Genomic DNA, 22,032 nt, shown 5'->3' on the forward strand with positions numbered 1-22,032 from the left:
CCCGCGACGGGGCCGTCCAGCTCCTGCAGGCGCTCGGGCGACCGGCTGCGGCAGCGGTGCCGCAGTACCTCGGCGCGGGAGGAGGCGCTGGGCGGTCAGGGTGACGCGGTGGGTCGCGACGGCGCCGACGGGCACGGTGATGCCGTAGCCCGTGAGCAGAACCGCGACGAGTGCAGCGCTCACGACCGCGGCGGACCGGGCCTCCGGCGACGGCCGGCCTGCTGCCGGGACCCCGGGGAGAGGGCGGCGGCGGGCGGCAGCGGCGAGGACACATCGGTCGTGGACATGGCCGGATCCGGTGTTCCGCGCCGTTCGGGCGGCAATCGAACTACGATCCGGAATGGGTGGTTCCCAGCCAGATCCCGCAGGCCCCCGATCTGGCCGAACTTCATGTCGTGCCCCAGATGCCCCGGGCATCTAATGAAGATCGGCACGACGCATCCTTCGTCTGCGAGGTCTTCCATGACAGACCTGACCGAACTGTCCGAGCCCGTCTCCTTCCCTCAGGACCGGACCTGCCCCTATCACCCGCCCACCGGGTACGACCCGCTGCGCACCGCCCGGCCACTGGCCCGCATCCAGCTCTACGACGGCCGCCCGGCCTGGCTCGTGACCGGCCACGCCGTCGCCCGCGACCTGCTGACGGACCCCCGGCTGTCCACGGACCGCACCCGCTCGGGCTTCCCCGCCACCGCCCCCCGCTTCGCCGCGCTCCGCGACCGCAAGCCGGCACTCCTGGGCGTCGACGACCCCGAGCACCGCACCCAGCGGCGGATGATGATCCCGAGCTTCACCCTCAAGCGCGCCACCGAGCTGAGGCCGCGCATCCAGGAGATCGTCGACGAGCTGCTGGACGCGATGATCGCGCAGGGGCCGCCCGCCGACCTGGTGCGCGCCTTCGCGCTGCCGGTTCCGTCCATGGTGATCTGCGCCCTGCTCGGCGTGCCCTACGCCGACCACGAGTTCTTCGAGGAGCAGTCGAGGCGGCTGCTGCGGGGACCGACCGCCGAGGAGACGCAGGACGCCCGGGACCGGCTGGCGGCGTACCTGGAGCAACTGATCGACCACAAGCAGCGGCAGCCCGGTGAGGGTCTGCTGGACGAACTCGTCCAGCAGCGGCTGCGCGAGGGCGAGCTGGACCGCGAGGAGCTGACCGCGCTGGCGATGATCCTCCTGGTCGCGGGCCACGAGACCACGGCCAACATGATCTCCCTCGGCACCTACACCCTCTTGCTGCACCCCGACCGGCTGGGCGAACTGCGCGCCACCCCCTCGCTGCTGCCGGACGCGATCGAGGAACTCATGCGGATGCTGTCCATCGCGGACGGGCTGCTGCGGCTGGCCACCGAGGACATCGAGATCGCCGGGACCACGATCAGGGCCGGGGACGGCGTGGTCTTCTCCACCTCCGTCATCAACCGCGACGAAGACGTCTATCCGGCGCCCGACACGCTCGACTTCCACCGCTCGACCCGTCACCACGTCGCCTTCGGCTTCGGCATCCACCAGTGCCTCGGCCAGAACCTCGCCCGCACCGAGCTGGAGATCGCCCTGCGCACGCTCCTCGAACGGCTGCCCGGGCTCCGGCTCGCCGCCCCGCCGGAGGAGATCCCCTTCAAACCCGGCGACACCATCCAGGGGATGCTGGAACTCCCCGTCAGCTGGTAAGAGGCTGCCGTCATGCACATCGAGATCGACAAGGACCGCTGCATCGGCGCCGGACAGTGCGCCCTGACCGCGCCGGGGGTGTTCACCCAGGACGACGACGGCTTCAGCGCCCTGCTGCCCGGTCGGGAGGACGGCGCCGGCGACCCGCTGGTCCGGGAGGCCGCCCGCGCCTGTCCCGTGGGCGCCATCACGCTGTCCGAGGACGAGTAGCGGATCACTCCGACCGCCGGTCCGCCGCCGCACGCGGCGGGCCGGCTGACCCGCCGCGTGCCCGGCGCGCGGCCTCGCCGAAGGGAGAGCGCGCGAGGAACAAGACGGACAGGGCGGCGAGAACGACCCTTTCCAAGCCGAGCGACGACGCATCCGCCGCGCACGGCGCATCAAGACGGTCGTCCCGGGGAAGGAGGATCGGGCTCCCGTCCGAAGGAAGAAGGGCAGCCGGGGCGGCAGGCCCGTCGCCCATGACCCCGGCCTCCACCGCGACCGCAACACCGTGGAGCGGGCCGCCGACAAGATGAAGGACTGGCGAGGCATCGCGACCCGCTACGACACGTCGCCCGAGAGCTGCCTTGCCGGACTCCGTCTCCGCGCAACGACCATCTGGATCCGCAACCTTCCGGGAGTCCATCGATCACCACCGCGGACAGCCCCTGGTGGTCGTCCCACACACATCTCACGGAACCGGTGGAGAGCCCCGGTCGGAAGGCGTCCGGCCTGGGCTTTTCGGACTGCATGGACGGTTCGGAGGCTCCCGGGACGCCGGGTAAACTCCGTACACGTGACTGCTGCGCCCGCCAAGCCCCGTATCCCGAACGTTCTCGCCGGACGTTACGCCTCCGCCGAGCTCGCCACGCTCTGGTCGCCCGAGCAGAAGGTGAGGCTGGAGCGACAGCTCTGGCTCGCCGTGCTGCGGGCCCAGAAGGACCTCGGCATCGAGGTGCCGGACGCGGCGATCGCCGACTACGAGCGCGTCCTCGACCAGGTCGACCTGGACTCCGTCGCCGAGCGGGAGAAGGTCACCCGGCACGACGTGAAGGCGCGGATCGAGGAGTTCAACGACCTCGCCGGGCACGAGCACGTGCACAAGGGGATGACCTCCCGCGACCTGACCGAGAACGTCGAGCAGTTGCAGATCCGGCTCTCGCTGGAGCTGATGCGCGACCGTACGGTGGCGGTGCTGGCCCGGCTCGGCAGGCTGGCCGGCGAGTACGGCGAGCTGGTCATGGCCGGCCGTTCGCACAACGTGGCGGCGCAGGCCACCACCCTCGGCAAGCGGTTCGCCACCGCCGCCGACGAACTCCTCGTCGCGTACGGCCGGCTGGAGGAGCTGCTGGGCCGTTACCCGCTGCGGGGCATCAAGGGCCCCGTCGGCACGGCGCAGGACATGCTGGACCTGCTGGGCGGCGACGCGGCGAAGCTCGAGGAGCTGGAGCGGCGGACCGCCGGCCACCTGGGCTTCGCGGAGGCGTTCACCTCCGTCGGTCAGGTCTACCCGCGGTCGCTGGACTACGAGGTGGTGACCGCGCTGGTGCAGCTGGCGGCGGCGCCGTCGTCACTGGCGAAGACGATCCGGCTGATGGCCGGGCACGAGCTGGTCACCGAGGGGTTCAAGCCGGGCCAGGTCGGTTCGTCCGCCATGCCGCACAAGATGAACACCCGCTCCTGCGAGCGCGTCAACGGCCTGATGGTGATCCTGCGCGGCTACGCCTCGATGACCGGGGAGCTGGCGGGCGACCAGTGGAACGAGGGCGACGTGTCCTGTTCGGTGGTGCGCCGGGTGGCGCTCCCCGACGCGTTCTTCGCGCTCGACGGCCTGCTGGAGACGTTCCTGACGGTGCTCGACGAGTTCGGCGCGTTCCCGGCGGTCGTCGCCCGGGAGCTGGACCGCTACCTGCCGTTCCTGGCCACCACCAAGGTGCTGATGGGCGCGGTGCGCGCGGGCGTCGGCCGGGAGGTCGCGCACGAGGCGATCAAGGAGAACGCCGTCGCGACAGCCCTCGCGATGCGTGAGCAGGGCGCCGAGCGCAACGACCTGCTGGACAAGCTCGCGGCCGACGAGCGCCTCCCGCTCGACCGGTCCGAACTCGACGCGCTGATGGCGGACAAGCTGTCCTTCACGGGCGCCGCGGGCGCCCAGGTCGCCGCCGTCGTCGGCCGTGTCGACGACCTCGTCAAGCAGCACCCGGAGGCCGCCGGTTACGCCCCCGGGGCGATCCTCTGAGCAGCTGTACCGGCCAGGGCTGAGGGTCCGGGCCGGAGGCGCGCGAGCCGCGTCCCGCGGGGTCCCGACGGGGTCCCGCGGGACGCGGCTCGCGCGCTTGGGGGTCAGACCAGGTCGTGGCCGTTGCGGCGGGCTTCGGCCCACTCCCGGAAGAACCCACGGCTGATCACGAACAGGGTGGCGGCCACGACGACGGGCCACACCAGGACGTAGACGCTCAGGGCTACGGTCACTGCGCCTCCTTCTGTCTTGTCTTGCTTCGGCTCACTTGGCGGGTGCGGCGGGCTCGGGTGCGCGCCCGCCCGGTACGTCTCCGCCGGGCGACCGCGGGCCCGGGACGTCGAGCGCTTCCCCGGTCCCGTCGGGGCTCGCCGCGGCGGCGTCCCCGTCGTCGAAGCTGCCGGCGCGTTCCGCGATGACGGAGAAGTCGAAGCTCTCTCCATGGCGCGCCGACATGGCCCAGCAGATGACGGTGCTCACCGAGTAGGCCACGAGCGAACCGCACAGCGTCGCGTACTCGTGCAGGGATCCGATCGCGAACGGCGCGGAGACCACCATGGCCAGCACACCGGTGATCTTCGCCGCCTTGAGGTTCGAGAAGCCGAACACCATCAGACCGAGGACGACACCGATGCCGATGACCGCGAGCACGTCCACGACGTAGCCGAAGACACCGTCCACGGGGATCCAGCCGAAGCGCACGGGCAGGAACACCGCGAGCGCCGCGAGCACCGAGGTGGTGAACGCCTTGCTGGTGACCTTCTCCCAGTAGAAGCTGGCCAGCACCGGGAAGACGAGCGCGCCCCACAGCGCGCCGACGAAGACCAGTAGATCGAGGATGCTCAGCTGAAGACTGGCGAACGCCACCGCCAGCGCGGTGGCCAGCACCATGGTGAGCCGTCCGACCAGCAGCATCGTCTTCGGGTTGGCCCGTCCCTTGCCCGCCACGCCCCGGCCGTAGACGTCGGCCATCATGATCGACGAGAGGGCGGCGAGGTCGGAGTCGGCGGTGGAGGACAGCGCGCCGACGATCATGATGAAGAAGAGGGCCAGCAGCACGGGCGGCAGATAGGTGGCGGCCATCTCCGGGATGAGGTTGTTCATGTCGCCGCCGGACGGCTCGAAGCCCAGGTAGAGGGCGAGCACGCCGATCATGCCGACGCCGATCACCATGCCGCCGTAGCCGATGGTCGCGGTGATGAAGGTGGGCTTGATCAGGCTCTCCTTCACCGCGAACAGGCGCTGGGCGATGGTCTGGTTGCCGATCGCGTAGGCCAGCACCGCGGCGATGTAGGGGGCGCCCTGCCCCATGAAGGCCTCGCTGGAGAAGAAGTTGCCCTGCTGCGGGGTCAGGTTCGCCGCGCCGGTCTCGAACGCCGCCGGGAATCCGGCCGCGAAGAAGATGAACGGAACGATCACGGCGACGGCGCCGAGCATCGCCACGACCTGCACGAAGTCGGTCATGACGGAGGCCCGGAACCCGGACCACAGGGTGTAGAGCAGGACGCCCGAAGCGACGCAGAGGACGCCCTGGATGAAGTTGAACGGTGACAGGAGCGAGATCAGCACGCCGCCGGCGATGAAGTTGGACATCAGGCTGATGAGGCTGCCGACGACGTTGGAGCCCGCGAGCATCAGCTGGCTGGAGCGCCCGTGGCGGGCGTACATGACCTCCGCCAGGGTGTGCGCCTTGGGGGCGACGGCGCGGATGCGCTTGCCGAAGGGGTAGATGAAAAGGATCATCAGGGCGCCCCAGAGCCCGTAGTGGATGGGGCCCGAGATGCCGTAGGTGTAACCCGACGTGGCGGAGGCGTACATCGAGGCCGCCCAGATCCACGTCGCCGTCATACTGGCGGCCGAGACGCCGAATCCGATGTTGTTACCAGCAGTCATGTACCCGTCGGCGTTCTCCTCCTTCTTGCCGATCCGGGTCGAGATCAGAAAGGTCCCACCGTAGAAGAGGACCAGTAGGCCAACGACAATCACGGCGCTGAACTGGGCCGTTTCCATGCCGTTCAACAGAAGTACCTCCTTCGTGTCGCGGAGCCGGGCGCCGACGACGGCGCCGAAGGGCTCGCTCGGGGCACACCGAACACATCCGCGCGCCGTAGGCGCGGAGTGTGCTCCGTCTCCGCCGCCCGGCGCGTCATCGCGCAAGCCGGGGGAGCTCACAAAAACTGCGGGCCCCTTTGGGCCCGCAAACCAATCGCAGGGCGAAAACTTCCACTGGCGGCGGCGTTCTTCGGTCGCACCGAGATACGCGGCTGGCCGCCCTCAAGCCCTACCAGGCAGACAGCAGATGTTTACACTTGAATTCTCGTTCTGTCCACCTTCACAGTGATCACACCGCCTTCTTCGCAACCCTTTCTTCACAAGTCGCAACTGCGACGGGCCGCCCGTTTCGCCACCGTTCGTTCCGGCATGTGATGTGGGTTGAGCGGCCGACCGGACGCAGGGCCGGTGGCGCCTTCACGGCCGTCGCCGCCCGACGGGCCGCGCTCCGCCGGGAAGGGGCGGAGCGCGGCCCGTCGGCCGGCGACGCGTTGCGCGCGGTGCCCATGGGTCCGGTGGACCCCGGTCACCACCGGCACTTGACGGAACGTCGGTCGACCGGCCGTCAGGCGTCCCGGCGCCGCAGGCTCCACGCCCCCGCCAGCAGGGCGGCCGCGGTCCACAGCGCGGTCACCGCGAGCCCCGACCAGGGGCCCAGCGGTCCCTCGTGGGTCTGCTGGAAGACCAACTGTCCGGCCCGGTCGGGCAGGAAGTCGACGACGGGACCGATCGCGTCGCCGACCACGAAGGACACGACGACGATGAACGGGATCAGCACGGACAGCGTGGCCACCCCGCTGCGCAGCAGGACCGTGAGGCCCGCGGCGAACAGGGCCATCAGCATGAGGTACACACCGCAGCCCACGACCCCGCGCACCTGCTCGCCCCCGGTGAGACCGTCCGCCAGGGAACCCAGCCCCACGCGTGCCGCGAGGAGCGCGGCGAGGGCGCTCAGCAGCCCGGCGACGAGCGCCGGAACGGCGATCGCCACCACCTTGGCGGCGAACCAGCGGTCGCGCCGCGGAACCGCCGCCAGCGAGAGCCGCAGGGCGCCGTTCTGGAACTCCGACGACACGGCCATGGTGCCGAAGGAGATCGCGGCGATCTGGCCCGGCATGACGCCGGACAGGGAGACGTACAGCGGGTCGAAGTCGTCCGGCATCTCCGAGATGCCGGAGAGCGCGGAGAACGCCGTGGTCACGGCGAACAGCGCCAGGAGGGCCCCGGGGAGCGAGCGGAGCGTGCGGATCTTCAGCCACTCGGACCGTAGTACGGGTGCGAACTGCATGGTCAGACCTCCTGGGGCTGTGCGGTGAACTCGGTCTCGGCCGCGGTCAGGTCCAGATAGGCCTGCTCCAGCGTGCCCTCGTCCGCCGCGAGTTCGAGGATCGGCACCCCCGCGGCGGAGGCGAGGCGTCCGATGTCCTCCACCCGCGCGTCCGGCACGGTCCAGTGCCCGTCCGGGTGTTCCGCCATGGCGTGGCCCTCCCGGGCGAGCGCGTCCTCGAGGGCGGTGGGGTCGGAGGTGCGGACGCGGACGGTGGGCCGCACCCGTGCGCGGATGAACTCCCGCACCGGGGTGTCGGCCAGCAGCCGGCCCCGCCCGAGGACGACCAGGTGGTCGGCGAAGGCGGCGGTCTCGTTCATCAGGTGACTGGAGACCAGGACGGTCCGTCCCTCGTCCGCGAGGCGGCGCAGCAGGGTGCGGATCCACACGATGCCTTCCGGGTCCAGGCCGTTGGAGGGCTCGTCGAGCATGACCACCGCCGGGTCGCCGAGCAGCGCGGCGGCGATGCCCAGCCGCTGGCGCATGCCCAGGGAGTACGTCCGCACCCGGCGGCGGGCCGCCGGTACCAGGCCGGTCTCCTCCAGCACCTCGTCGACCCGGTGGTCCGGGATGCGGTTGCTCGCGGCCAGGACGCGCAGGTGGTCGCGGCCGGTGCGGGAACCGTGCGCGGCCTGCGCGTCGAGCAGGGCGCCGACGTGGCGCAGGGGCTCGGGGAAGGTGGCGTAGGCGCGTCCCCCGACGGTGGCGGAGCCGGACGTCGGACGGTCGAGGCCGAGCACCAGGCGCATGGTGGTGGACTTGCCGGCGCCGTTGGGGCCGAGGAAGCCGGTGACCCGGCCGGGCGGGACGCGGAAGGTGAGGTCGTCGACGGCCCGCCGGGTGCCGTACTCCTTGGTGAGGTTCTGGACGTCGATGCTGGTCATGCGCACCAGCGTGGCGGCGGACCGGGGGCCGACACCTCCCCCGGGCGGGGAGAGCCTCTCCCCCGCCCGGGGGAGGCCGGTGGTCGGTGGCGGCTGGCACGATGACGCGATGGTCACCGTTCTGCGTGCCCTCCTGCGTGGGGCGACGTACTCGCGCCTGCTGCACCTGTGGGTGCCCTGGCTGCCGTTCAGCATCTGGATATTCATCTACCCGGACGCACCCTGGGTGCCCGCGCTCGTGCTGCTCCCGCTGGGCCTGATTCCCTCGGTGCGCAGGGTCGAGGGCGTGCAGGCCCAGTTGATGCTGACGCCCGGCGAACGGGAGCCGGGTATCTCCCAGAAGCCGTCGGCGACGTGGCAGGACCGGCTGCGGACCGTACTGTGGCTGGCGGTGCGGATGGTGCTGATGATGGTGGTGGGGTACGTCACGGTCTGGCCGTTCTTTCTGGCGTACCTCCTGGGGGAGAGCGTCACGGGACACGTGCCCGAGGAACTGCCCTTCCTCGGAGGCGCCCAGCCGCACTGGGCCTACGCCCTGCTGGTGCCGGTCCCCCTGCTCGCGGCGGGGCTGCTGATGGTGGGGATCGGCGAGCTGGTCACCGCCGCCGCGCGCCGTCTGCTCGGCCCCTCCCCCGCCGAACGCCTGGCCGCCCTGGAGGCCAGGACCGAACAGCTCCTGGAGCGCACCCGCATCGCGCGTGAGCTGCACGACTCCATCGGCCACGCCCTGACGGTCGCCGTCGTGCAGGCCGGCGCCGCGCGGGCGGCGGGCGACCCCACCTTCACCGACCGGGCGCTGGCCGCCGTCGAGGAGACCGGCCGGGCCGCCCTGGAGGACCTGGAGCGGGTCCTCGGCGTCCTGCGCGAGGCGCAGAAACCTGTGAGCAGCCGGCCCACGCTCGCGGACGCGGACCGCCTGCTGGAGTCCGCCCGCGCCTCCGGGGCGAAGGTCGACGCCGAGGTGACCGGCCCGGTGGGCACCGTGTCCGGCCCGGTCTCCCGGGAGGGCTACCGCATCCTGCAGGAGTCGCTGACCAATGCGCTGCGGCACGCGGGGACGGTCCCCGTGCGGGTCCGGATCCGCGTCGCCGAGGGCACCCTGCTCCTGGAGGTCCGCAACCCGCTGCCGGGGGACGTGCCCGGCCCCGGGCGCGGCAGCGGGCTGCGCGGCATACGGGAGCGCGCAGCCCTGCTCGGGGGCCGCGCGCGGACGGGGCCGGACGGGGGCGACTGGGCGGTGCGGGCCGAACTGCCGCTGGCCGGAGCCGAGATGCGTTGATCTAGGCTGGCCGGATGCCGGTCACCGTTCTGCTCGTCGACGACGAGCCCCTCGTGCGCGCGGGGTTACGCGCCGTTCTGGAAGCGCAGCCCGACCTCGAGGTGGTCGGGGAGGCGGCCGACGGGGCGGCGGTGATCCCGCTGGTGCGGCGGCTGCGGCCGGACGTGGTCGCCATGGACGTGCGCATGCCGCTGCTCGACGGGATCGAGGCCACGCGTGCGCTGCTGCGGACGGTCGAGGAGCCGCCGAAGATCCTCGTGGTGACGACGTTCGAGAACGACGAGTACGTGTACGAGGCCCTGCGCGCCGGGGCCGACGGGTTCCTGCTCAAGCGGGCGCGGCCCTCGGAGATCGTGCACGCGGTGCGACTGGTCGCCGAGGGCGAGTCGCTGCTGTTCCCCGCTTCGGTGCGCCGGCTCGCGGCCGAGTACGGCGACGAGGGCGGCAACCGCGCGGCGCGGGACGTGCTGGATCGGGCGCGGCTGACCGAGCGCGAGGCGGAGGTGCTGCGGCTGATGGCCCGGGGGCTGTCGAACGCGGAGATCGCCGCCCGGCTGGTGGTGGGCACGGAGACGGTGAAGACGCATGTGAGCGCCGTGCTGGCGAAGCTCGGGGCGCGCGACCGCACGCAGGCGGTGATCGCGGCGTACGAGTCGGGGTTCGTGGCGCCGGGATGAGCCGCCTCCCCGGACAGGCCGGAGCGGCTGACCGCGGGGTCGTGCCCGGAGGTCGCCGGGGTGTGCCGTGCCGAGTACCATCCGCCCCACACGCGCACGAGCTGGGAGGACGGACGGTGGGTCGGCTGACCGGCGGGGCTCCCTCGCTGTTGCGGAGGATCAACTCCGCGGTGGTGCTGCACGCGTTGCGGGCCACGGACTGCGCGACGCTGACCGAGGTCACCAGGGTGACGGGGCTGTCACGGCCGACCGTCGAGGGCGTCGTGGAGGGCCTGATCGAAGCGGGTCTCGTCGTGGAGGCGGCGGCCGAGGAGGGGGCGGCGCGGCGGCAGGGAAGGCCGGCCCGGAGGTTCCGGTTCCGGGCCGAGGCCGGGCATCTCCTGGGTCTGGAGATCGGGCCGCACCGGGTGGCCGCGCTGCTGGCCGACCTGGACGGCCGGGTGATCGGCGCCCAGGCCAAGGAGGTCGGTGAGCGGGTCGACGCCGACGGGCGGTTGGAGCGGCTGCGCGCCGCCGTCGCCGAGTTGCTGCGCCGGACCGGGGTGCCGCGCGACTCGCTGCGGGCCGTGGGCGTGGGCACGCCCGGGATCGTCGAGGCGGACGGCACGGTACGGCTGGGCACGGCGCTGCCCGGGTGGACGGGGCTGGGACTGGGCGAGCGGCTGAGCCGGTCCTTCAGGTGCCCGGTGCTGGTCGAGAACGACGCCAACGCGGCGGTCGTGGCCGAACACTGGAAGGGCGTCGCCACCGGGACCGACGACGTGGTGTTCGTGCTGGCCGGGCTGAGTCCCGGCGCCGGCTCACTGATCGGGGGGCGGCTGCACCGGGGGTACGGCGGGGCGGCCGGCGAGATCGGGGCGCTGCACCTGCTGGGCCGCGAGGCTACCCCGGAGAAGCTGCTGTCCACCACGGACGAGCCGCTGCACCCGCTCGACGAGCAGGCGGTGGCCGAGGTCTTCGCCCAGGCACGCGAGGGCGACGAGCGGGCCCTCGCGGCCGTGGACCGCTTCATCCGGCGGCTGGTCCACGACGTGGCGGCGCTGGTGCTGGCCCTCGACCCGGAACTCGTCGTGATCGGCGGCTGGGCGGCGGGGCTGGACGGGGTCCTGGAGCCGCTGCGGCGTGAACTGGCCCGCTACTGCCTGCGTCCGCCGAGGGTCGCTCTCTCCCGTCTCGGGGAGGCGGCGGTGGCGACGGGCGCGGTGCGGCTCGCCCTGGACCATGTGGAGGAGCAACTCTTCGCCGTGGAAGGCACGGTGACGGCCCGCCGGTAGGCCGCGGCCGGGCGGCCCGCCACCGGTCTCGCCCCGTCGGCTCCGCCCGGCGTCCGGAACGCCCGGCGTTCAGGAAGCGCGGCGTTCGGGGCCGTCGTGGATCTCCACTCCTCCGGAGTCACCGAAGGTCAGCCGGCAGGTGTCAGCACGGTAGGTGGCCACGGAGAGCGCGGAGACCCGACCCCGGGCGATGAAGCGGGTGGTGACGACGAGGACGGGTGCGCCCGGCAGGCGGTCCAGCTCCCTGGCCTCGTCCGCGCGGGCGGAGCCGAGCTCCACCGCGTTCTCGTGCCGCTCCAGCTGCAGGTGGCGCAGTTCCCGCAGCACCGCACGGGCGCGTGCGGCTCCGGAGGGGGCGTCGATGGCGGAGAGGCCGGGCACCGAGGCCGCCGGGACGTACAGCAGTTCGGTGGCGACGGGGCGGCCCTGGGAGACCCGGGACCGTCGAACGGTGTGCACGGGTTCGTCCCGGCCGGTCACCAGGATCTCGGCGACGGCCGCGGCCGGCGCCTCGAGCGCGCAGTCCAGGCTCTGCCAGGCGTCGTCGGGCCCGCCCGGCCAGGCGTGCTGCGCCGTACCGACGGCCACGCCCATGCGCGGCGGGGCGACGGTGGTGCCCACACCGCGGCGGCGCTCCAGCCTGCCTTCCAGTTCCAGCTGCTCCAGTGCCTGCCGCAGCGTGGCCCGGGCCACTCCGAAGCGGGCGGCGAGGTCGCGCTCGTTGGGCAGGATCTCGCCCACCGAGAACTCCGAGTCCAGCGCTTCGCTGAGCACGGTCCTGAGGTGCCAGTACTTCGGTTCCGGCACCGTGTCCAATTGCGTGGTCCCCACCCTGTCCTCCGCGATCGTCAGGTCCGGCGGCGTTTTCGCGCCCTTGTTTATTAAAGGTTGTTTCACTTATCTGCGACCATATGGCGGCCTCCCCCCTTGGTCAATACCAATCGGACATAACGAGGAGGGCCGCACCGGATGACGCGGACCCCTCCACCGGGTGACCGAACCCCTACCGGGCCGCCGCCAGCGAACGCAGTTTGTCGGGGTTGCGGATGACGTAGACCGCACGGACGCGCCCGTCGGCGACATCCAGCTGGACGACGGAGTCGGGCGTGCCGCCGACGAGGAGCAGCACCGCGGGGCCCCCGTTGAGCTCCAGGAAGCGGGCCGAGAAGTCTCCCTGGAAGCTCTTGCGGGTGACACCCAGCACGAAGCGGCCCACCTTGTCGGCGCTCTCCAGGACGCGCAGCGCGGCGGAGACCTTGCCGCCGCTGTCGCTGACGAGACGCACATCGGGGGCGAGCAGCTCCAGGAGCCCCTCCAGATCACCGCCGCCGGCCGCCGCCAGGAACCGCTCGGTCAGTTCGCGGCGCCGGACGGGGTCGACGTCGTAGCGCGGACGCCGGTCCTCGACGTGCTTGCGGGCCCGCGTGGCGAGCTGGCGCACCGCCGGTTCGCCGCGGTCGAGCATGGCGGCGATCTCGGCGTAGGGGTAACCGAACGCCTCGCGCAGGACGAACACCGCGCGCTCCAGCGGGGACAGGGACTCCAGCACGACCAGGACGGCGAGCGAGACCGAGTCGGCGAGCACCGCCTGCTCGGCGGTGTCCGGGGCGGTGCCGCCGAAGTCGGTGGCGTACGGTTCGGGCAGCCACGGGCCGACGTACGTCTCGCCCCGCGCCTTGATCTGACGCAGTCGGTCGACGGCGAGACGGGTGGTGACGCGCACCAGGTAGGCGCGCGGCTCGCGGACATCGGACCGGTCCCCGCCCGCCCAGCGCAGCCACGCCTCCTGGACCACGTCCTCGGCGTCGGCCACCCGGCCGAGCATGCGGTAGGCGACCCCCTGGAGGACGGGACGGTGCTCTTCGAAGGCATCGGTCACGGTGTCGGCGCTCACCTTTCCATCCCAGCCGACCCGTACGGTCCGTGTCCAGGCGGATCCGGGCGCGTCGCGGAGCCGGGGCCCGGATCCGGTCACCGGGGGCTACCCGTCGGTAGTAATTGCTGACAAGCTGTCTACGACGTCAGGAGGCGTCAGATGGCGTCAGGCGGCGTCAAGCGGCGTCCCCCCGCGAGTCCCAGACGAGGAGCACCTTCATGTCCGCGACCGTCTCGTTCGAGGTCACCTCTCCGCACGGCCCGCAGACCGTGACCCTGTCCTACGCGCGCGTGGGCCGCGGCGAACCGCTGCTCCTGCTGCACGGCATCGGCCACCACCGTCAGGCCTGGGACCCGGTCGTGGACATCCTCGCCACCGAGCGCGAGGTGATCGCCGTGGACCTGCCCGGCTTCGGCGCCTCCCCGGCACTGCCGGGCGGCCTCGCCCACGACCTGCCCACCATGAACGCCGCCCTGGGCGCCCTGTGCGAGGAGCTGGGGCTCGGCCGGCCGCATGTCGCGGGCAACTCGCTCGGCGGACTCCTGGCGCTGGAGCTCGGCCGCCAGAACCTCGTACGGTCCGTCACCGCGCTGTCCCCCGCCGGGTTCTGGACGCAGGCCGAGCGGCGCTACGCCTTCGGCGTACTGCTCGGGATGCGGCGCCTCGCGGAGCGGATGCCACTGCCGCTGGTCGAGCGGCTCGCCCGCTCGGCGGCCGGGCGAGCGGCGCTGACCAGCACCATCTACGCCCGTCCGGGGCGCCGTTCGCCCGAGGCGGTGATCGCCGAGACGCTCGCGCTGGCCGGTGCCACCGGTTTCGCCGAGACGCTCCGGGCGGGCGCCACGGTGCGCTTCACCCACGACGTGCCCGAGGTCCCGGTCACCGTCGCCTGGGGTGCCCGCGACCGGCTGCTCGTCCCCCGTCAGGGGATCCGCGCCAAGCGGGTGATCCCCGGGGCGCGGCTGGTCCGGCTGCCCGGCTGCGGCCACGTCCCCATGAACGACGACCCGGCACTGGTCGCCCGCGTCCTGCTCGACGGCAGTCGCTGAACGGCGCGGCGCGACATGCGGAACATCCTGCTGACGGCGCGTCATGCCACAGGATGAAGGGGCGAGTTGTTCACTTGGGGTTTGCGTGCGAGCCGCGCCGCACGAGTACGTGTGGCAGCGCACACCGGCCGGAACTCCCGCCACCTGGAGGCGCATCCATGTCACACCCCTCGTTCCCCGGCCGCCGCGCCGTGCTGCGCGGCTCGCTCGCGGCCTCGGCCGCCCTGACCCTGCCCATCGCCGTCGGGGCGGCGCCCGCGTTCGCCCGGTCCGGGCGCCCGGAGGCGAAGTGGGGCGTGCAGAGCGGTGACGTGACGCGTGACTCCGGGCTGGTGTGGGTGCGTTCCGACCGCCCGGCCCGGATGATCGTCGAGACGTCGGCGACCGAGTCGTTCCGGCACCCGCGCCGCCTGCACGGACCGCTGCTCGGACCCGGTACGGACTTCACCGGGACGGTCCGGCTGCGCGGACTGCCGGCCGGCGAGCAGATCCACTACCGGGTGCGGCTCGCCGACCCCGACGACCCGCGCCGCTCCGGCGAGCCGGTCACCGGTACGTTCAGGACGGCGCCCGCGCGGCGGCGCGACGGTGTGCGGTTCCTGTGGTCGGGTGACCTGGCCGGCCAGGGCTGGGGCATCAACCCGGACTTCGGCGGCTACCGGATCTTCGAGGCGATGGCCCGGCTCGACCCCGACTTCTTCCTGTTCAGCGGCGACACCGTCTACGCCGACGGGCCGGTCCCGGCGACCGCGGCGCTCCCGGGCGGGAGCGTCTGGCGGAACATCACCACGCAGGAGAAGTCCAAGGTCGCCGAGACCCTGGCCGAGTTCCGCGGCAACTTCCGGTACAACCTGCTCGACGAGCACTTCCGCCGGTTCAACGCCCAGGTGCCGTCCGTCGTGCAGTGGGACGACCACGAGGTGCGCAACAACTGGTACCCGGGCCAGCGGATCACCGACACGGACACCCGCTACACGGAGAAGAGCGTCGACGTCCTGGCGGCACGGGCGCGCCGCGCGTTCGGCGAGTACTTCCCGATGTCCACGCTGCGGCCGGGTGCCCGCGAGGGCCGAATGCACCGGGTGCTGCGGCAGGGGCCGCTGCTGGACGTGTTCGTGCTGGACATGCGGACGTACCGCAACGCCAACTCCCCCGGCGACCAGAGCGTGGACCCGCAGGGGATCCTCGGGCGCGAGCAGTTGCAGTGGCTCGAGCGGGAACTGGCGCGGTCGCGGGCGGTGTGGAAGGTGATCGCCGCGGACATGCCGCTCGGCCTGATCGTGTCCGACACCACCGAGGGCGCCCAGCACGTCGAGGCGGTGGCCCAGGGCGACCCGGGGGCTCCGCTGGGGCGCGAGCTGCAGATCGCGGAGCTGCTGCGGTTCATCAAGCACCGGCGGATCACCGGCACGGTGTGGCTGACGGCCGACGTGCACCACACCTCCGCCCAGCACTACCAGCCCGCACGGGCCGCGTTCGGCGATTTCGAGCCGTTCTGGGAGTTCGTCTCCGGTCCGCTCAACGCGGGCGCCTTCCCGGCGAGCGCCCTCGACGGCACCTTCGGCCCGGAACGGGTGTTCGTGAAGGCGCCGACCGCGTCGAACGTCTCGCCCGCCGGCGGGTACCAGTTCTTCGGCGAGGTCGACATCGACGGCGGCAGCGGAGAACTGACCGTACGGCTGCGGGAGCAGGACGGGAGCGTGCTCTACACCAAGCGGCTGCAGCCGGGTCTGGTCGGCCAGTGAAGCGACAAATGACCCATGGGCCCCATAAGAACTCTTTACTCGACAGTCATGGCGCGTTGGCGGCCGCGAAACACGATCCCGTCACAGTGGTCGCATGAGCCGAGACATGTCCGACGTGACGCACACCCGGCACCGTCGCCCCGTGCAGGGACCGGGGGGAGAACCGTCCACGCGCTTCACGGCGGCGTTCCACAGCTGGTGGGCACGCCGCCTCGGCCACGTGCCCCCCGCACCCGATACCGACGGGACCGGAAAGAGCCGGCCGCCGGAGAGCGCCCTGTGGCGGATGCGGACGACGGTACGGGACGAACCGGGCGCGCTGGCCGCACTGTGCACGGCGCTGGCCGGGCACCGGGTCGACATCCTGAGCCTGCAGACGCACCCCCTGGGCGAGGCCACGGTCGACGAGTTCCTGCTGCGCGCCCCGGCCGACCTGACCGCCGCCGGCCTCACGGCGGCGGTGGCGGACGCCGGGGGCACGGACACCTGGACCGAGCGGGCCGACGCCCACGATCTGGTGGACGCCCCGGCCCGGGTGCTGGAACTCGCCGCGCGCACGGCCCTGGACGACGCGGAACTTCCGCTGGCACTAAGGCAGTTGCTGGGACGGTGCACCATCCGTTCGCTGCCCGCCGCTCCCCGCGGCGGGCGGCCGGCGCCGGAGGGAGTCCCGGTGGAGGGGACCCTGGAGGACACCGTGATGCGGCTGCGCGCCCCGGAGGGCGGCGTGCTCACCGTGGAGCGGCCGCATCCGCCCTTCACTCCCACCGAGTTCGCCCGAGCGCGGGCCCTGGTGGAGCTGGACGCCCGGCTCGGCCCCCGGGTCCCGCGCGGCCAGGACGTCCTCACCCTGTCCGAGGGCGGCGACATCACCGTGGGCCGGGCGGACACCGGCGACCTGGAGGCGGCGCGGGCGATGCACGAGCGGTGCTCGCCCGAGACCCTGCGCCGGCGGTACCACGGTCCGGTCGGCGACGCGGACCGCTACCTGAACCACCTGCTCGGCCCCCGCTTCGGCCGTACGCTCGCCGTACGGACCGCCTCCGGCCGCATCGTCGGCCTCGGTCATCTGCTGTGGGACGGCGACGAGACCGAGGTGGCACTGCTCGTCGAGGACGCCTGGCAGCGCCGCGGCATCGGCACCGAACTCCTGGCCCGGCTGGTGTCGATGGCCACCGAGGCGGGGTGCGCCCACGTGTACGCCGTGACGCAGGCGTCCAACACCGGGATGGTCGCCGCGATGCGCGGGCTGGGACTGCCCCTCGACTACCAGGTCGAGGAGAGCACCCTCGTCGTCACCGCGCGCCTGGACCCGGCACGGGCCCGCCGGGCGCGGGAGGAGCGGGAGCACGGTTCACCGGCCGGCCACCGGTCGTGGACCACCGTGCCACCGGCCCCGTGACGCGGGCGCGGGGCCGGTGGCACGGGACCGGTGGCACGGGACCGGTGGCGCGGGACCGGTGGCGCGGGGCGCGGCCCGCGTCTCAGTTCCGGGCCGGCGCCTCCGGCCGGTCGGCCGTCCCGCCCGTGCGGTCGCCCTCCGGCACCCCGGTCCGCTCCCCCAGCGCCCCGTCCAGGTCCGCCCACAGGTCGTCGACGTCCTCCAGGCCGACCGACAGCCGCAGCAGCCGGTCACTCACTCCCGCGTCCCTGCGGTCGCCGGCGTCGACGATGCGGTGGCTGATGGACGCCGGGTGCTGGATGAGGGTGTCCACGCTGCCGAGGCTCACCGCCGGGGTGATGAGCCGTACCCCGCCGATCACCTCGTGCGGGTCCCCGTGGACCTCGAAGGCGACCATCGCCCCGCCGATGCGCGGGTAGTGCACCCGGGCCACGCGCGGATCGGCGGCGAGCCGGCGGGCGAGTTCGGCGGCGTTGGCCGACGCGGCCCGCACCCGTACCGGGAGCGTCGACAGGCCCCGCAGCAGCAGATAGCCCGCCAGCGGGTGCAGCACGCCTCCGGTCGCGAACCGGATCTGCCGCAGCCGCCCCGCGAACTCCTCGTCGCAGGCCACCACGCCGGCCAGTACGTCGCCGTGTCCGCCGAGGTACTTGGTGGCGCTGTGCAGCACCAGCCGCGCCCCGTGCCCGGCCGGACGCTGGAGGACCGGGGTGGCGAAGGTGTTGTCGACGAGCAGCGGCACCGAGCCGCAGGCATGGGCGACGGCCCGCAGGTCGACCTCGGCGAGGGTCGGGTTGGCCGGTGACTCCACCAGGACCAGACCGGTGTCCGGGCGCAGCGCGTCGGCGACCCCGGCCGGGTCGGTCCACGTCACCTCGGAGCCGAGCAGCCCGGCGGTCAGCAGGTGGTCGCTGCACCCGTACAGGGGGCGTACGGCGACGACGTGGCGCAGCCCCATGGAGCCGCGCACCAGCAGGACGGCGCTGAGCGCGGCCATGCCGCTGGCGAACGCGACCGCGGCCTCGGTGCCCTCCAGGCGGGCCAGGGCGGTCTCGAAGCGGGCGACGGTCGGGTTGCCGAGCCGTCCGTAGACGGGCGGGCCGTCCGGTTCGGCGCCGGTGGCGGCGAAGGCGTCGATGCGGGCGGCCTCGGCGCGGCTGTCGTACGAGGGGTAGGTGGTGGACAGGTCGATCGGCGGGGCGTGCAGTCCCTGCCGGGCGAGGTCGTCCCGGCCGGCGTGCACGGCCTCGGTGGCGAGTGCTCTCGTGGTGCCGCGCGTGTCCGCGCGCAGGTCCTTGTCCCAGTCCTTGTCCCAGTCCATGGACCGAAGGGTGAACACAGGAGGGGTGGTCGGCGGAGATCTCCGTGCTACGTTCGGCCCATGGCTGAATCCGTCGTACTGGATCCGGTGGATCTGCGTCTGCTGGGGTTGCTGCAGAACGACGCCCGGACGACGTACCGGGACCTCGCCGCGCAGGTCGGGGTCGCACCGTCGACCTGCCTGGACCGGGTGGCCCGGCTGCGCCGCTGCGGCGTGATCCTCGGGCACCGGCTGAAACTGGACCCGGCCAAGCTGGGGCGGGGACTTCAGGCGCTGCTGTCGGTGCAGGTGAGACCGCACCGGCGGGAGCTGGTGGGGCCGTTCGTGGAGCGGATCAGGGCGCTGCCGGAGTCGCTGACCGTCTTCCATCTGACCGGGCCGGACGACTACCTGATCCACGTCGCGGTCGCGGACATGGCGGATCTGCAGCGGCTGGTGCTGGACGGGTTCACGTCGCGGCGGGAGGTCGCGCGCGTGGAGACCCGGCTGATCTTCCAGCAGTGGGACTGCGGCCCGCTGCTGCCGTCTTCGCCCTCGGCTCAAACGGGATGACGGGCGGCGGGCCGCGTACCAGGATGGTCCGCATGTCACAGACCAACAACCCGCTGCCCCGCGAGGTCGCCGACGCCTACGTCGCCGACCTCATCGCCCTCAACCCGGTCACCGGTACGTATCTCGGCGTGCAGGAGAGTTCCGGTCGTCTGCCCGATCTCTCGCCCGCGGGCCAGGCGGCGCTCGCGGAACTCCAGCGGGCCACGCTCGCCCTGCTGGACGAGGCCGAGGCCCGGCCCGGCGCGGACAGCGGCATCGAGCGCCGCTGCGCCCGGCTGCTGCGGGAGCGGCTCACCGCGGAGATCGCCGTCCACGAGGCCGACGAGGGGCTGTGTTCGGTCGGCAACCTGGGCACGGTCGCCCACTCGGTGCGCGAGGTGTTCACCGTGACACCGACGCAGACCGAGGAGGACTGGGCCGCGGTCGCCGAGCGACTGCGCGCGGTGCCGGCCGCGCTGGCGGGCTACCGGGAGTCCCTCGCGCTCGGCCTGGAGCGCAAGCTGTACGCGGCTCCGCGTCCGACCGCCGCGTTCGTCGGGCAGCTCACCGAGTGGGCGGACACCGGCGAGGGCCGCGGCTGGTTCGAGGACTTCGCCTCGGCGGGCCCCGACGCGCTGCGCGCCGAGCTGGACGAGGCGGCCCGCGCCGCGACCGCGGCCGTGGTGGAGCTGCGGGACTGGATGCGCGACGTGTACGCGCCCTCGATCGAAGGCGCCCCGAACACCGTGGGCAGGGAGCGCTACGCCCGCTGGGCCCGCTACTTCAACGGCACCGACCTCGACCTGGACGAGGCGTACGCCTACGGCTGGTCCGAGTACCACCGCCTGCTCGGCGAGATGAAGAAGGAGGCCGAGAAGATCCTGCCGGGTGCCGAGACGCCGTGGGTGGCGCTGGCGCACCTCGACGAGCACGGCCGGCACATCGAGGGCGTCGACGAGGTCCGCGAGTGGCTCCAGGGCGTGATGGACCGGGCGATCGAGTCCCTGGACGGCACCCACTTCGAACTCGCCGAGCGGGTACGGAGGGTGGAGTCGCGGATCGCCCCGCCGGGCAGCGCGGCGGCACCGTACTACACGCCTCCGTCGGAGGACTTCTCGCGGCCGGGCCGCACCTGGCTGCCGACCATGGGGCTGACCCGCTTCCCCGTCTACGACCTGGTGTCGACCTGGTACCACGAGGGCGTCCCCGGCCATCACCTCCAGCTGGCGCAGTGGGCGCACGTGGCCGAGGACCTGTCCCGCTACCAGGCCTCCGTGGGCATGGTCAGCGCCAACGCCGAGGGCTGGGCGCTGTACGCGGAGCGGCTGATGGACGAGCTCGGGTTCCTCACGGACGCGGAGGAGCGGCTGGGCTACCTGGACGCGCAGATGATGCGGGCCGCCCGGGTCATCGTGGACATCGGCATGCACCTGGAGCTGGAGATCCCCGCGGACTCGCCGTTCCACCCGGGCGAGCGCTGGACGCCGGAGCTGGCCGAGGAGTTCTTCGGGGCGCACAGCAGCCGTCCCGCGGACTACGTGGAGAGCGAGCTGACCCGCTATCTGACGATTCCCGGTCAGGCGATCGGCTACAAGCTCGGCGAGCGGGCCTGGCTGCTCGGCCGGGAGAACGCACGCCGGCGGCACGGCGAGGCCTTCGACCTCAAGGCGTGGCACATGGCGGCGCTGTCCCAGGGCTCGCTGGGCCTGGACGACCTGGTGGACGAACTGTCGGCGCTGTAGGCGGCCCCGGTCAGCGCATGAATCCCCCTTCGGAGTTGACGACCTGGCCAGTGATCCAGTCCGCCTCGTCCGTGGCCAGCCACGCGATGAGGCGGGCGGGGTCGTCGGGCATCCCCCACCGCCCAGCGGGGAAGCGTGCGGCGACGGCCTCGTAGGCGTCGCCGGTCAGGTAGTCCGTGTCCACCGGGCCGGGGTTGACGGTGTTGACCGTGACGGCGTGCTCGGCGAGCGTGGTCGCCAGGGAGCGGGTGACGGAGGCGAGCGCGCCCTTCTGCAGGGCGTAGGCGATCTCACCGGGCATGCCTCCGGCGATGTCCTGGCCGGACGTCATCATCACCACGCGTCCGCCCGGCGTGCGCGGCGGCAGGGCGGCCCGGTGCCGGGCGTGGGCCTGGACGAGCAGCAGCACCGAGCGGGTGTCGACGGCCCAGTGCGCGTCGAGCATGGCGGCGTCGACGGTGTCGAGGTCGCCGTCGGAGCCGCTGAGGGCGTGGTTGGCGACGAGGATGTCGAGCCGCCCGCCGAGCGCGGTGGCGGCCCGGGCGTGCAGTTCGGCGGGGACGTCCGGGTCGGCGAGGTCACCCGGACCGGCGGCCACTCGCGCCGAGGGGTCGCCGAGGGCTTCCCGTACGGAGGCGGTCACGTCCTCGATCCGGTCGGCGCCCCAGGGCATGGCGGCGTCGTGCGGGACGTGATGGTGGAGGTAGACGCTCGCTCCGTGGGCGGCGAGACGGCGGGCGACCGCGTGCCCGATGCCGCCGCGTCGGCTGGCCCCGGTGACCAGGGCGGTCCGGCCGCGCAGGGGCAGGGGGTCGCGGCGGAGGGCTTCGGGGGCGGGGTGCGGGAGCTTGGGCATGATCGCCCATCATGAGGGGCGTCGGCGGCCGGCGCACGTGGATATCCCTGCCGGGCCAGGCCGTGGAGTCGCCGCCCCGGGGGGAGCCCGACGGGTCCGTCCGCCCCGCGGGCCCGGTCGTGCCGGAG

Annotated in this window: 19 protein-coding genes and 1 pseudogene; 12 read left to right on the forward strand and 8 right to left on the reverse strand. The window is 72.9% G+C overall.

Annotation, left to right across the window (positions count from 1 at the left end; genetic code table 11):
* Nucleotides 1-462 precede the first annotated feature (462 nt).
* The 4 genes and pseudogenes from ACWEQO_RS12025 to purB all read left to right on the forward strand — a co-directional run bounded on the left by ACWEQO_RS12025 (nucleotide 463) and on the right by purB (nucleotide 3,889).
* Complete coding sequence (locus tag ACWEQO_RS12025) at nucleotides 463-1,668, forward strand: cytochrome P450 (RefSeq protein ID WP_452981797.1); 1,206 nt, start codon at nucleotides 463-465, stop codon at nucleotides 1,666-1,668.
* A 12-nt stretch (nucleotides 1,669-1,680) separates the two neighbouring features.
* Complete coding sequence (locus tag ACWEQO_RS12030; protein WP_055571498.1) at nucleotides 1,681-1,878, forward strand: ferredoxin; 198 nt, start codon at nucleotides 1,681-1,683, stop codon at nucleotides 1,876-1,878.
* Nucleotides 1,879-2,023: 145 nt separating this feature from the next.
* Nucleotides 2,024-2,284 (forward strand): annotated as a pseudogene (locus ACWEQO_RS12035) (hypothetical protein); the annotation flags it as partial.
* Nucleotides 2,285-2,446: 162 nt separating this feature from the next.
* The gene (gene purB, locus ACWEQO_RS12040; protein ID WP_361461983.1) at nucleotides 2,447-3,889 is read left to right on the forward strand and encodes an adenylosuccinate lyase; all 1,443 of its coding nucleotides are present in this window, start codon (nucleotides 2,447-2,449) and stop codon (nucleotides 3,887-3,889) included.
* 104 nt (nucleotides 3,890-3,993) lie between these two features.
* Here the strand turns inward: purB and ACWEQO_RS12045 are convergent, their stop codons facing one another.
* The 4 genes from ACWEQO_RS12045 to ACWEQO_RS12060 form a co-directional block, all read right to left on the reverse strand.
* Entirely contained in the window at nucleotides 3,994-4,122 is a 129-nt protein-coding gene (locus ACWEQO_RS12045) for a putative transporter small subunit (RefSeq protein WP_361463075.1), read from the reverse strand.
* A gap of 31 nt (nucleotides 4,123-4,153) precedes the next feature.
* A complete protein-coding gene (locus ACWEQO_RS12050) occupies nucleotides 4,154-5,899 on the reverse strand; it encodes a sodium:solute symporter family protein (protein ID WP_361463078.1) in 1,746 nt (581 codons plus the stop codon).
* A 607-nt stretch (nucleotides 5,900-6,506) separates the two neighbouring features.
* A complete protein-coding gene (locus tag ACWEQO_RS12055; RefSeq protein ID WP_452981802.1) occupies nucleotides 6,507-7,229 on the reverse strand; it encodes an ABC transporter permease in 723 nt (240 codons plus the stop codon).
* Nucleotides 7,230-7,231: 2 nt separating this feature from the next.
* Complete coding sequence (locus ACWEQO_RS12060; protein WP_361461165.1) at nucleotides 7,232-8,152, reverse strand: ABC transporter ATP-binding protein; 921 nt, start codon at nucleotides 8,150-8,152, stop codon at nucleotides 7,232-7,234.
* Nucleotides 8,153-8,261: 109 nt separating this feature from the next.
* Between ACWEQO_RS12060 and ACWEQO_RS12065 the strand changes: the two genes are divergently transcribed.
* From ACWEQO_RS12065 to ACWEQO_RS12075, 3 genes are all read left to right on the forward strand, one after another.
* Nucleotides 8,262-9,431, forward strand: coding sequence for a sensor histidine kinase (locus ACWEQO_RS12065; RefSeq protein WP_452981950.1), 1,170 nt, complete (start codon nucleotides 8,262-8,264; stop codon nucleotides 9,429-9,431).
* Between the two features lie 14 nt (nucleotides 9,432-9,445).
* Entirely contained in the window at nucleotides 9,446-10,108 is a 663-nt protein-coding gene (locus ACWEQO_RS12070) for a response regulator transcription factor (protein ID WP_361461170.1), read from the forward strand.
* Between the two features lie 116 nt (nucleotides 10,109-10,224).
* Nucleotides 10,225-11,382: an ROK family protein gene (locus tag ACWEQO_RS12075; RefSeq protein WP_361461173.1), complete on the forward strand. Its 1,158-nt coding sequence runs from the start codon at nucleotides 10,225-10,227 to the stop codon at nucleotides 11,380-11,382.
* A 69-nt stretch (nucleotides 11,383-11,451) separates the two neighbouring features.
* Here ACWEQO_RS12075 and ACWEQO_RS12080 read toward each other — a convergent pair whose 3' ends face one another.
* Both ACWEQO_RS12080 and ACWEQO_RS12085 read right to left on the reverse strand, forming a co-directional pair.
* Nucleotides 11,452-12,213 carry a GntR family transcriptional regulator gene (locus ACWEQO_RS12080; RefSeq protein ID WP_452981807.1) on the reverse strand — a complete coding sequence of 254 codons (762 nt, stop codon included), beginning with the start codon at nucleotides 12,211-12,213 and terminating at the stop codon, nucleotides 11,452-11,454.
* A gap of 172 nt (nucleotides 12,214-12,385) precedes the next feature.
* Nucleotides 12,386-13,276: an RNA polymerase sigma-70 factor gene (locus ACWEQO_RS12085; RefSeq protein ID WP_452981810.1), complete on the reverse strand. Its 891-nt coding sequence runs from the start codon at nucleotides 13,274-13,276 to the stop codon at nucleotides 12,386-12,388.
* 200 nt (nucleotides 13,277-13,476) lie between these two features.
* Here ACWEQO_RS12085 and ACWEQO_RS12090 point away from each other — a divergent pair, with 200 nt between their 5' ends.
* The 3 genes from ACWEQO_RS12090 to ACWEQO_RS12100 all read left to right on the forward strand — a co-directional run bounded on the left by ACWEQO_RS12090 (nucleotide 13,477) and on the right by ACWEQO_RS12100 (nucleotide 17,454).
* Nucleotides 13,477-14,307 carry an alpha/beta fold hydrolase gene (locus ACWEQO_RS12090; RefSeq protein ID WP_452981813.1) on the forward strand — a complete coding sequence of 277 codons (831 nt, stop codon included), beginning with the start codon at nucleotides 13,477-13,479 and terminating at the stop codon, nucleotides 14,305-14,307.
* Between the two features lie 158 nt (nucleotides 14,308-14,465).
* Nucleotides 14,466-16,052 (forward strand): alkaline phosphatase D family protein, encoded by a 1,587-nt coding sequence (locus ACWEQO_RS12095; protein WP_452981816.1) that lies wholly within the window; start codon nucleotides 14,466-14,468, stop codon nucleotides 16,050-16,052.
* A gap of 94 nt (nucleotides 16,053-16,146) precedes the next feature.
* A complete protein-coding gene (locus ACWEQO_RS12100; RefSeq protein WP_361461187.1) occupies nucleotides 16,147-17,454 on the forward strand; it encodes a GNAT family N-acetyltransferase in 1,308 nt (435 codons plus the stop codon).
* An 82-nt stretch (nucleotides 17,455-17,536) separates the two neighbouring features.
* On the opposite strand, the gene ACWEQO_RS12105 is transcribed toward ACWEQO_RS12100, so the two are convergent.
* Nucleotides 17,537-18,775, reverse strand: coding sequence for a trans-sulfuration enzyme family protein (locus ACWEQO_RS12105; protein ID WP_452981820.1), 1,239 nt, complete (start codon nucleotides 18,773-18,775; stop codon nucleotides 17,537-17,539).
* Nucleotides 18,776-18,835: 60 nt separating this feature from the next.
* Between ACWEQO_RS12105 and ACWEQO_RS12110 the strand changes: the two genes are divergently transcribed.
* Both ACWEQO_RS12110 and ACWEQO_RS12115 read left to right on the forward strand, forming a co-directional pair.
* A complete protein-coding gene (locus ACWEQO_RS12110; RefSeq protein ID WP_361461193.1) occupies nucleotides 18,836-19,327 on the forward strand; it encodes an Lrp/AsnC family transcriptional regulator in 492 nt (163 codons plus the stop codon).
* Between the two features lie 32 nt (nucleotides 19,328-19,359).
* Nucleotides 19,360-21,048 carry a DUF885 domain-containing protein gene (locus ACWEQO_RS12115; protein WP_452981823.1) on the forward strand — a complete coding sequence of 563 codons (1,689 nt, stop codon included), beginning with the start codon at nucleotides 19,360-19,362 and terminating at the stop codon, nucleotides 21,046-21,048.
* Nucleotides 21,049-21,058: 10 nt separating this feature from the next.
* On the opposite strand, the gene ACWEQO_RS12120 is transcribed toward ACWEQO_RS12115, so the two are convergent.
* Nucleotides 21,059-21,904, reverse strand: coding sequence for an SDR family oxidoreductase (locus ACWEQO_RS12120; protein WP_452981825.1), 846 nt, complete (start codon nucleotides 21,902-21,904; stop codon nucleotides 21,059-21,061).
* Nucleotides 21,905-22,032: the final 128 nt, after the last annotated feature.

It is taken from the genome of Streptomyces sp. NPDC004051 (assembly GCF_053604275.1).

What these genes read in the sequence shown, in the direction of transcription:
- ACWEQO_RS12070 (WP_361461170.1), top strand. Translation starts at nt 9,446, where the DNA reads ATGCCGGTCACCGTTCTGCTCGTCGACGACGAGCCCCTCGTGCGCGCG.
- ACWEQO_RS12060 (WP_361461165.1), bottom strand. Translation starts at nt 8,152, where the DNA reads ATGACCAGCATCGACGTCCAGAACCTCACCAAGGAGTACGGCACCCGG.
- ACWEQO_RS12030 (WP_055571498.1), top strand. Translation starts at nt 1,681, where the DNA reads ATGCACATCGAGATCGACAAGGACCGCTGCATCGGCGCCGGACAGTGC.
- ACWEQO_RS12090 (WP_452981813.1), top strand. Translation starts at nt 13,477, where the DNA reads ATGTCCGCGACCGTCTCGTTCGAGGTCACCTCTCCGCACGGCCCGCAG.
- ACWEQO_RS12105 (WP_452981820.1), bottom strand. Translation starts at nt 18,775, where the DNA reads ATGGACTGGGACAAGGACTGGGACAAGGACCTGCGCGCGGACACGCGC.
- ACWEQO_RS12115 (WP_452981823.1), top strand. Translation starts at nt 19,360, where the DNA reads ATGTCACAGACCAACAACCCGCTGCCCCGCGAGGTCGCCGACGCCTAC.
- ACWEQO_RS12055 (WP_452981802.1), bottom strand. Translation starts at nt 7,229, where the DNA reads ATGCAGTTCGCACCCGTACTACGGTCCGAGTGGCTGAAGATCCGCACG.
- ACWEQO_RS12050 (WP_361463078.1), bottom strand. Translation starts at nt 5,899, where the DNA reads ATGGAAACGGCCCAGTTCAGCGCCGTGATTGTCGTTGGCCTACTGGTC.
- ACWEQO_RS12120 (WP_452981825.1), bottom strand. Translation starts at nt 21,904, where the DNA reads ATGCCCAAGCTCCCGCACCCCGCCCCCGAAGCCCTCCGCCGCGACCCC.
- ACWEQO_RS12065 (WP_452981950.1), top strand. Translation starts at nt 8,262, where the DNA reads ATGGTCACCGTTCTGCGTGCCCTCCTGCGTGGGGCGACGTACTCGCGC.
- ACWEQO_RS12095 (WP_452981816.1), top strand. Translation starts at nt 14,466, where the DNA reads ATGTCACACCCCTCGTTCCCCGGCCGCCGCGCCGTGCTGCGCGGCTCG.
- ACWEQO_RS12100 (WP_361461187.1), top strand. Translation starts at nt 16,147, where the DNA reads ATGAGCCGAGACATGTCCGACGTGACGCACACCCGGCACCGTCGCCCC.
- ACWEQO_RS12025 (WP_452981797.1), top strand. Translation starts at nt 463, where the DNA reads ATGACAGACCTGACCGAACTGTCCGAGCCCGTCTCCTTCCCTCAGGAC.
- ACWEQO_RS12110 (WP_361461193.1), top strand. Translation starts at nt 18,836, where the DNA reads ATGGCTGAATCCGTCGTACTGGATCCGGTGGATCTGCGTCTGCTGGGG.